Source organism: Streptomyces sp. NPDC049915, assembly GCF_040656475.1.
Taxonomy (GTDB): Bacteria; Actinomycetota; Actinomycetes; order Streptomycetales; family Streptomycetaceae; genus Streptomyces.
Window position 1 is genome coordinate 1 of the sequence record NZ_JBFAMH010000060.1, and the last position, 9,328, is coordinate 9,328.

Annotated in this window: 7 protein-coding genes and 4 pseudogenes; 3 read left to right on the forward strand and 8 right to left on the reverse strand. The window is 67.9% G+C overall.

The genetic code is table 11. The annotated features are described in order from the left end of the window. Window positions 1–230 precede the first annotated feature (230 nt). From AB0J12_RS39205 to AB0J12_RS39225, 5 genes and pseudogenes are all read right to left on the reverse strand, one after another. Window positions 231–530 (reverse strand): annotated as a pseudogene (locus tag AB0J12_RS39205) (hypothetical protein). Between the two features lie 93 nt (window positions 531–623). After that, window positions 624–1,994 carry a replication-relaxation family protein gene (locus AB0J12_RS39210; protein ID WP_363269594.1) on the reverse strand — a complete coding sequence of 457 codons (1,371 nt, stop codon included), beginning with the start codon at window positions 1,992–1,994 and terminating at the stop codon, window positions 624–626. Continuing rightward, window positions 1,934–2,446, reverse strand: coding sequence for a hypothetical protein (locus tag AB0J12_RS39215; protein ID WP_363269595.1), 513 nt, complete (start codon window positions 2,444–2,446; stop codon window positions 1,934–1,936). The genes AB0J12_RS39210 and AB0J12_RS39215 overlap by 61 nt, the downstream gene beginning before the upstream one ends. 44 nt (window positions 2,447–2,490) lie before the next feature. Further along, window positions 2,491–3,348 (reverse strand): polymorphic toxin type 43 domain-containing protein, encoded by an 858-nt coding sequence (locus AB0J12_RS39220; protein WP_363269600.1) that lies wholly within the window; start codon window positions 3,346–3,348, stop codon window positions 2,491–2,493. Between the two features lie 3 nt (window positions 3,349–3,351). Further along, window positions 3,352–3,927: pseudogene (locus AB0J12_RS39225) on the reverse strand (RHS repeat-associated core domain-containing protein); the annotation flags it as partial. A gap of 637 nt (window positions 3,928–4,564) precedes the next feature. Here AB0J12_RS39225 and AB0J12_RS39230 point away from each other — a divergent pair. Both AB0J12_RS39230 and AB0J12_RS39235 read left to right on the forward strand, forming a co-directional pair. Further along, window positions 4,565–5,392, forward strand: coding sequence for an alpha/beta fold hydrolase (locus tag AB0J12_RS39230; RefSeq protein WP_363269596.1), 828 nt, complete (start codon window positions 4,565–4,567; stop codon window positions 5,390–5,392). Between the two features lie 65 nt (window positions 5,393–5,457). Then, window positions 5,458–5,628, forward strand: a pseudogene (locus AB0J12_RS39235) (aldo/keto reductase); the annotation flags it as partial. Between the two features lie 85 nt (window positions 5,629–5,713). On the opposite strand, the pseudogene AB0J12_RS39240 reads toward AB0J12_RS39235, so the two are convergent. From AB0J12_RS39240 to AB0J12_RS39250, 3 genes and pseudogenes are all read right to left on the reverse strand, one after another. Further along, window positions 5,714–6,030: pseudogene (locus tag AB0J12_RS39240) on the reverse strand (transposase); the annotation flags it as partial. Window positions 6,031–7,047: 1,017 nt separating this feature from the next. Next, window positions 7,048–7,185 carry a hypothetical protein gene (locus AB0J12_RS39245; RefSeq protein WP_363269597.1) on the reverse strand — a complete coding sequence of 46 codons (138 nt, stop codon included), beginning with the start codon at window positions 7,183–7,185 and terminating at the stop codon, window positions 7,048–7,050. 118 nt (window positions 7,186–7,303) lie between these two features. Continuing rightward, complete coding sequence (locus AB0J12_RS39250) at window positions 7,304–7,726, reverse strand: DUF6417 family protein (RefSeq protein WP_363269598.1); 423 nt, start codon at window positions 7,724–7,726, stop codon at window positions 7,304–7,306. 524 nt (window positions 7,727–8,250) lie between these two features. Here AB0J12_RS39250 and AB0J12_RS39255 point away from each other — a divergent pair. Continuing rightward, window positions 8,251–8,661 (forward strand): Rid family hydrolase, encoded by a 411-nt coding sequence (locus AB0J12_RS39255; protein ID WP_363269599.1) that lies wholly within the window; start codon window positions 8,251–8,253, stop codon window positions 8,659–8,661. The last annotated feature ends 667 nt before the right edge of the window (window positions 8,662–9,328 follow it).

Genomic DNA, 9,328 nt, shown 5'->3' on the forward strand with positions numbered 1-9,328 from the left:
ACCGCCGACCGACGCGGCGAACCCCTTCCCCGCCGCCACGACACCGCGCTCGGCATCCTGGAGTAGCTCCCGGCCAGGCTCCCTGGGACAGGGGCTGGCCGTGGTGGAGGTCGCGGCCGCGGACCGCACGAGCCGGGAGCGCGGCCAGCCGGGGGTGCGCTGCGCTGCTACCTGGATCTGCGCCAGGAGCCCGGCTCGTAGCGGCTCGCGCGGTGCCGGCCGTGGGCTGGTCAGGGTGTGTCGCCGGAGCAGTAGAAGCGGCAGGCGACGCCGGGGCCGGGTGTGCGGGGTTCGCCGGGGCGCGCGCGGGTCGTACAGGGCGCGGCCACCGGGACATCACGACAGCTCGGTGGACAGGGCCACGCCGTCGTCGACTTCCTCGGTCCGCCAGCCGTGGATGTCCAGCAGCAGACCGTCCAGCGGCCGCCGACCAGTTCGGCGTAGGTCCGGTGCGGGAGCGGTCCGGGGTCGGGGTCGTCGTGCTCCGCGCCGTAGACCCGGCCGTTCAGCAGCTGCTCATCGCCGTTCATCCGACCAAGACTTGCAGCCGCCACCGACAACGCGGGCTTGCCCAGCACCGCCTTGGGCTTGCCCGCGTGGTCGGTCGCCGCGGCTTGCCCGGGTCAGGTGCGGAAGCGGGAGAGCCAGCCGCCGGCCTTCTGCGCGGCGGCCTGTTCCTCTGCCTCCTGGCGCAGGCGCTCCTGCTCCTGGCGCTCGCGTTCGTCGGCTTCGGCCTGCTGCTCGGCTGCGACGGCCCGGTCCTGGCAGTTCTCGCACAGGTGCGGGTGCGATGGGCGCTTTCTCCAGTCCCGGGTGCAACCGATCGCCTCCCACCTGTTGTCGGTGAACTTCTGCCCGCAGTCCTTGCACACCGGCCGCCGCGCCTCACGCTGCGCGGCTTCCCGCTCTGCACGGCGTCGCTGCCCTTGCCGGGCGGCCTGGTGGCGGCGGGCGAGGTAGGCATCCCGGCGGCCATTGCCGATCGCGTCCAACAACGGCTGGCGGTGGTCACGGCCGAAGCGCCAGAAGGCGGGCCCGGCCGGGCCGTGTTCGCGCAGCTCCTCCAGCGTGGTCACCACGATCGGGATGCAGCGATCGTAAGAGTGGTAGCCGCCCTCGGGATGCCACCGCCCTTGCCAGTGGTGGCGGGTGAGGTCGGCGACCCTGGCCATCTGGTTCCTGGCGGAGCGCCGGCCGACCTGGTGGAAGACGAGCAGGACCGGCGGGTGCACCCGCTCGTACTCATCGGAGGCGGGTGCGGACCAGCGGGTGCGCCACAGCGGCTTCTCGATGCCGTCGGTGTCCTTCTCCTGCCGCTGGAAAAACCGGGCGTACTTGTCGAACTTCCTCGCGATGAGGACGGCTTCCTCGGTGCAGTTGTCGACCTCGATGAACAGCAGCGGCACCCCGGCCTCCGGGGCGGTCAGGCCGACGTCGGCGCGGGCGCTGCCGATCGCGGGGTTCCTCCAGGTGCCCTTCACCGGGAGCGCGACCTCGGTGGCATAGGAGGCGAGGGTGCCGATCCCGTCGGGCGCGTCGACGGCGGCCCGCGCGGCCGCGACCGCTTCGGCCGGCTCCCGCACGACCTTGTCCATGTTCGGCTTCGGGCGGATCAGCGCGATGACCGTCTCGTTCACCGTCATCGGGTGCGAGGCGCCGGAGCATCCCGCGCTCTTGGGCATGCCGCCCATCTCCTCCATCTCGCGGTCCAGATCGATCGCGGCGGCGGCCAGACCGTCCTTCGTGAGCAGCCGGGTCTCCTCCCCGCCCCGCGTGCGGCCGCCGTCGACGGCCAGGCCGTGGCGCCGAAGGTCGTTCACCGCTGCCCGGTGGGAGGCGGTTCGGGCTTCCTTCTGCTTGGCCGCCGTCGGCTCGAGGATGTGCCGGTAGGTCAGATGCCCTCCCGGAGGACCGGGAGGGCATCTGACCGTTTTTACTTCTCGGATGCCTTCACTAGGCGTCTGGCCATGTGTCGAGTTCGTTGATTTGCCCATTTAGCTGTGGACAATTCCTGGAGGAGCTGCAGATGTTCTCCTGAGATATGCCTCTCCGACATCCAGTGAACCGCTCGCTCCACCCAGTGGCTGCTTCGACTTCTGATCGCCATCGTTAGGATTTCCTCGACGGGAATCAGTTTTTGAAGCTTTTTAGATGACAATCCAAGTCGTTCAGCAGCGGCATTCAATGCCACTCGAAACGACTTCTCGTCTCCATCCAGGATTGTCACCCACGACGAGGGAATGTTTTCTGCCGAGGATTCGACTGCACCTTCAATCCTCCCCAGCGTCCACACCGCCCTTCGGTCGAGCCCCAACCAAATTCCCGTCACGCTGATCTGCACCAGCGGAAGCCACTCAACGGCTCCGGATTGATCCGGGTAGGAAGAGACGATCCAACACCTCTCGGGCACAGCCGAGAGCTCGACGATCAGATCACTTGCTGTCACCGCGCCTGCCTCATGAGGAGGATCCGCCGAGGGTTGCACTTTGCCTACCAATGCATGCTCGGGGTGTGTCTAACTGTTATCCCGTATTGGCCCATGAAATCCTGAAATGCCTTCCTTGCCGAGTCATTCCAGTTCATTCCGTAGTGCCCCGACCACTCATTGGTCTGAAATGCGCCATTCGGCCCTCGGCGCAGCCGACCTCCCACCATTGTCGACTTGTCGGCACCAACCGCGCTCCCCAGGAAGTCATGGCCGCCAACCCCTTGGTCGGCTCCAGTCGCGAAGCGCCCTGTGGTGGGATCGAAGACGAAATCTCGCTCGCCCTTCGGGCTGAAGTTCTTCACCGCACCGACCGACTTCACACGGTCACTAACCTCAAGAACCCCCTCGGCCGGACCGCTTCCGTCAATGACGCAATTCGTGTTGTGAACCAGGACCGAAGTCGACCCTGCTAGCACATAGTACGTGTGAAGGTCAGCGATGGTCAGGTTGTACATGTCCGCGGCGCCTGAGGCATTGTGGACGCCGATCACCTTGGCGTGCCGATTGTCTGCCGTGTTCAGTTCGTCCCCGACACTCAGTTCGGCGGCATCGACCCACTTCTTGAGGCTGTCGTTCCAGAAGGGGTGATGAGCCGTGGTGTGGATGACGGAGTTGACGCCTCGTTCGTCCTGCACTGTGACGTCGACGAGGTCGCTGTCATGATGAACGTGCGTGGCCGTAACAGGGCGGGCACCCTTCTTCTTGCCTGTTGCGGCGTCAGCTGCCTGGACCTTGTCGCCTGGCTTCAGCTCAGCGATGCGCCTAGTTCTGCCGTCCTCAAGAAGAACAGGAGTCTTCGGGTCGAAGCTGTTGTGCGAAACGCACGAGATGCTCCCTCGTGGCTTTTCTCTGCCGAACAGAGATCACGCAGCCTTCATCCCGGGGAGCATGTTGATCAGGTGGTTTGCGGACTCGTAGTTGTTGCCGTCAGCGTATGAATTGATGGCGAGAGCCAGCTCGGTGATCGGGCTGAGTTCTGGGTTTACAAAGCCGACGGCTTCGACGACGTCTGTCCACTTCAGGCTGCGCTTGGGCAGGATGTAGTACTGGCCCCGGCATCCGACGCAGGCCGTCCGGTACCAGCGCTTGCCGCTCTTGCTCTCGTCGTATTCTCGCCAGATCCAGCCGCTACTGGTCTTCTGCCAGGATTCGTTGTGGTGCTGCGCGACATCGTTGCGGACGTTATCCGACCGGCACCAGCTGCTGTTTCCTCCGCACACGCCGTCAGGGCGGAGCCCGGTGGGGTCGGAGAGGCTGACCGGGTTGTTGTTGGAGTAGGTGTAGCCGTTGCTCTGCTGGGGGTCGGTCAGGTCCATGAGAGGGTCGACGCTGATGAAGCGGCCCGTGGACGGGTCGTACTCTCGCGCGCCCAGGTGGACCAGGCCGCTGTCGGCGTCGTTGGTGCCGCCTACGAATCCCTTGTCGCCGGTCCAGTTGGCCGGCTGGGCTGTTCTTCCGGGGTGCTCGCGTGACTCCTCCTGTGGTCCGGCCCGGTGTGTGCTGGGTGCCGGGCTGCTGAGTGTGTTGCGGCGGGGCCGTCACCGGGGCGGTACGGTCGGGGGCCGTGGACGAGGGGGCAGCACGCTCCCGGCCACCTTCCTGGACCCTGGCGAGCGCGGCTTCGGCGAGCGTCCGGCGGGTCTGCTCCACCGTGTCGACGTCGGTCGTCTGCTCCGGGACGCGGCCGGCCTTCCGGCCGGTGTGGAACGGCCGCGGGTGCGGCCTCGAGGCGGCGGGCACGGTGACGGTGCGTTGCCGGGTGCGGGAGCCCAGGCGGTCCGCGCGCCGCACGGCCTGGGCTGCTTTAGCGCGTCGGCGGCGAGGCGGGCCCGCTCGTACGGCGGGGCGGTCCGTTTGCGGATCAGCGGGCGCAGCACGGCCTGGTCCTCGGTGTCGCGCGGGTACAGGGCGCGCATCACGTCCGGGGCCTTCGTGCTGTCCGGGCCGCTCGATAACGGAAAGGTTTCGGCCATTGGCCGAAACCTTGACGTCTCTCTACTCGGAAGTAACTATTCCGGTACCCCGTTCGGCATTGCCGAACGCCGGTCGATCTTCCCCGAGCACGAAAGGGACGTCATGCGCGCAACCCATGCCAGACGAGCCGTCCGCCTCCTCGCCGCCACCACCGTCGCCGCGCTGTGCACCCTCGGCCTCACCACACCGGCCTTTGCGGCCGACACCCCGCCGCCCGGCGCCAACGACTGGTCCTGCAAGCCGGACGCCGCCCACCCGCAGCCGGTGATCCTGGTCAACGGCACCTTCAAGACCTCGTACGAGAACTGGCTGACCCTCTCGCCCGCGCTCGCCCGCGCCGGGTACTGCGTCTTCTCCTTCGAGTACGGCGACGCGGAGACGGCCCCCATCGCGGACTCGGCGGCGCAACTGCGCGACTTCGTGAACGCCGTGCTCGGCGCCACCGGCGCCAAGAAGGTGGACATCGTGGGCCACAGCCAGGGCGGCATGATGCCCCGCTACTACGTCAAGTTCCTCGGCGGCGCCACCAAGGTCGACGACCTGGTCGGGATCGTCCCGTCCAACCACGGCACCAGCAACCCGCTCGCCCTCGCGGCCGGTGCCACCGTGTGCCCCTCCTGTGTCGACCAGACCGCCGGCTCCGACTTCCTCCAGAAACTCAACGCCGATCCGGAGACCCCGGTCGGTCCCGACTACACGGTGATCGCCACCCGCTACGACGAGGTCGTACTGCCGTACACCAGCGCCTTCCTCGACGGCCCCGGCTCCTACGTCACCAACGTGCTGCTCCAGGACCGCTGCCCGCTCGACACCACCGAACACGACCAGGCGCCCAAATCCTCGCTGGTCCAACAGTGGGTGCTCAACGCCCTGGGGCGCCGCGGACCGGCCGATCCCGCCCTCGTGCCGCGCTGCGTCAGCACGGGCTGAACCGCCCACACCTGGGTGGATTGGGCGGGACCCGCCCGCCGCCCGTCGCGCAGGGAGTTGCTTCCATGCCGTTCAGCCGCCTGGCCGCCGCGACCACCCCGACCTGCCACATCGGGCTCGGGCTCGCCGCGGTCGGCCGCCCCGGCTACATCAACCTCGGCCGCGAAGAGGACCTCGGAGACGATCGCAGTGCCGACGCCCTGCGCGCCCGGACCCACGAACTCCTCGACGCGGCCTGCCCTGGGGCCGTCGATCCGCCCGAACCTCGAAGTCCATCGCATCCCCTGAGCTGGGGTGTTGCGACGACCAGTCGAACTTCGGCGGCCGACCACCCCGGGACCCAAGCTTCTGGCGGCTGCGGACACGGTCGGCAGGGACCGAGATGGTCGCCTTGATCCCACGTCTGCGCAGGTAGGCCCTGTCACGGCGAGAGTCGTACGCCTTGTCGGCCGCACCCGGTCGGGTTTCCGGCGGGGTCGCCCACGCCCCAGCCGGGGCACCCGGATGGCCTCCAGGACCGGTTCGAACTGCGGGGAGTCACCCCGCTGCCCGGCCGTGATCAGCACTGACAGGGGCTTCTGCCTCTGCTCGACGGCGAGGTGGATCTTCGTGGTCAGCCCGCCTCGGGAACGTCCGAGACCGTGGTCGGCCGGTTCGACGGCAAGGCCACCGGGCGGCTCCTTTTGCAGGTCCCCCTTTTCGACGCCGCGGCGGCGTATTAGATGCCCTTTATGTCCATGCGGTCCAGGAGACTCGGACCAGCCCAGGAACCCCCACCCCAGTCACCGACTCTCACCAACATCGACGCCAAACCGGGAGATCGTCGGATCTCGGCGCAGGTCGGGTGAAGACGTTCCGCTCCGCCTGGCAAGGGCCTCCACGATCTTGCCGCGGCGCGGGGTCGGCTGCTACGAGTCGTCGATCGTCATGGCCGTAGCCTCGGACGTCCCTCCCGTGGAGAGAGTTTGGCGGGCGCGCCCGGCGCCCTTCGCCCGCGGGTCAGGATGGGGGCATGAATCTTCCCTCCGACGTTCCCCGGATCCGTGCCGGTGACGCACTGGTTCTGCGGCCCCGGCGACTCGACGACCTGGACCTGGTACGGGAGGCCACGGACGACACGCTGCGGTCCCCAGCGACAGTTCCGGCTTGGCGTCGCGCAGCGCCTTGATGGCGCGCACTTCGTGCTTGGGATCGATGCCGGCGGCCGCCAGGACTCCCCGGGCCCACTCCATCTCCAGTTCTTCCTCGGAGGAGGGGAGGTTACGAAGGAGATCCAGGGCGTGCTGCAGACCGGGTACCAGTGCGGGATCGGCGCCAGCCGCTGCCGATGCAGCTGTCGTAGGGGCGGGAACCGGTGGCCCTTCACATCGATGCTGTACTCGCGGCGTTGCCTGCAGTCGCATTCGTAGACCCCAGGGGGGCGATCTCGCCCTGGTGATACGTCCTCACGCTGCTCTCACTCATGCCATCCACAGCCGATGTGGCGGCGGCCGGTCGGCCAAGGCTGAAGAGGTGTCCGCAGCCAGTAGCCTGACTGCCGGTGACGGCGCGGGTCGTGGGCTGAAGCGCCAACTTCTGAGAAGGAGCGGAGCACACCAAGATCCAGGCAGGACAGGTGGGCAGAGGCCTCCCTCAGCTGTCCGAGACCGAGCCCCTCAGCCGGCGAAGAGGGCGTACACCGCTACCGCTACCCCCAGTACCGGCAGCAGTGCCGGGCACACGAAGACGGCGAGCGCCGCCACCGCGGCAGCCAGGCCCGCGAAGGCGCTGATCTTCGGTTGGTCGTTCTGCATGAGTCCGCTCCATCCGCTTGTACAACCTGCTCGCCGCGGACGCTAACGGTGTTGGGCAGTTGTATGCGGTGCGAGGGAGCCCCCCTTGGGGGTGTTGCGGGCTGCCCAAGCCTGGCCATCAGCCGGACGCGGCGGGCCCTGGAGAACGCACGGCGACAGGACGGCCGGTCGACGGGTCGGCACGGTGGGTGACCCCGTATTCGCGGACGAACCAGTTGGCCTCCGCCACCGAGCCGCTGAGCGCGCGCAGGTGGAAGGCGTAGGCGACCGAGTCGATTTGCTCGACTGTGAGGGTCATGCGCCAGCGGCTGCCTGGCCGGTCGAAGTAGGCGGTGCGTACGCGCTCAACGAGGCCGTCGGCCGGTGGTACGCGCAGGACGGGGCAAGGTTCGCGTAGACGCGCAGGGCGTCCATTTGCGCGGGCCGCAGCTCGATCACCTGCTCTGAAGCTGTGGGTGGTGTGCCGTGCGGGGTGGGGGCGGGAGCAGCGTGCAGGTAGGTCAAGACGTCGTGACCCTGCTCGCTGAGGCGAGCGGCCCACAGCACCGGACGTCCCGCGTAGGCGGACAGTTCCGCGCGGGCCTCCCGGTCGGCGAGCTCGACCAGGCCTTGGGCGGCCGCGGTCTGCAGCAACTGCTGGAGGCCGGGCGGCACATCAGTGGACAGCACCCAGCCGCAGACGGACTCTGTCTCGCGCTCGCGCAGGGAGCGAAGGGCGTCCAGCCGTGACTGCCGCGCGTTCATGCCCACCCTCGCCCTCGCCATCACCGATGCCGCGGCCGACGGTAGATCCTTCCCGCTGTGCTGGGCGAATGGCTCCGCGACGGTGCTGCGCTCGTGGTAGGAGGCTTCACGCGGGTGGGCCACCCCCCGCCTGGCTTCGTTGATGTCTAGGAACAGCGTTTGTCGACTGGTTCCGGAGTCAGTTGGTGATCATGCGGTTCGTGAATGTCGAGCAGATGTGACGGCGTTCTTGCAGGGCGGCGAGAAAAGGGAAGGCGGAAGCCAACTGGCCGTTGGCAGGATGTCCGCGCTGAACACCCGAGGGGAAAGGACCCCACGACCGTGGCTCGTGCCATCACTTTGATCCGCTCCACCGCCCTGTCCGACGTCGCCGAGTACGCCTACGCGGCCACGGCTCCCGCCGAGTCACGCCTGATCTTCCTTGCGGGGGCGTGTCCGCTGAACGATGACGGCTCCACAGCAGCGATCGGGGACTACGCGGGCCAAGCAGCGAAGGCCATCGAGAACATGCAGGCCGCTCTTACTGCCTCAGGCGCGTCACTCAAGGACGTCATCAGCACACGGGTTCTCGTCGCATCGGCCCGGCGGGAGGACCTGGTGGCCGCCTGGCAGGTAGTCCGGGACTCGTTCGCTGACCATGACGTCCCCAGCACGTTGATGGGCGTCACTGTGCTCGGTTACAAGGACCAACTCGTCGAGATCGAGGCCGTCGCCGCCGTGCTCGATTCTTGAGACCTCTTCCAGGGACACCGCAAACGCGGCACGGCCAGGCGTCCGCCAGGACGGCTGGCCATCGAGGAGCGCAGCCCTTCCGAGTCGCGCAGAAGTACGGCTACACGGGCGTAGCGGGGGGGCAACGCCATCAACTACATGGTCGACCAGAAAAAGGTCGTCCCCGAAAAGTGGGGCCGACTCATGCAGGGGGCCTGGGGCATCTCACACCCCGAGGGTCCCCACCCCGGCCGCTCCAGCGCGGACGAGGCGCGCTTCAGGATGCTGATCATCACCAGCATCGTCCGAAGGTTGCTTCAGCACGCTGGGCTCTGACCCGACCGTCGACCTGATTGAAGCAGCCCCTGACCAGCTGGGCGGCCGGGGGCTGCTACCTGGAAAGAGGGCGCTGGCCACCCGGCTTGTGCATCGCGGCGCGGCCGCTGCCGGCCTCATCGTGTCCTCCGCGCTGTCCCTTGGAATTGCCGGACATGACACAGCGTCATGGGTAAGCTCTGGCGGCCCTCACCACCGCCGAGGACTTCTCAGGGGGCTCCAGTCCCGGCGCGGCGATCCGCAGACGCCCCTAAGCGGTTCCGCGCACAGTTCCTGCCAATGGCTCGTTGGAACACGCGAGACACCGATCGGCTCTGGCCCGCTGACCACTGCGGCAGACGGTAAGGGCCCG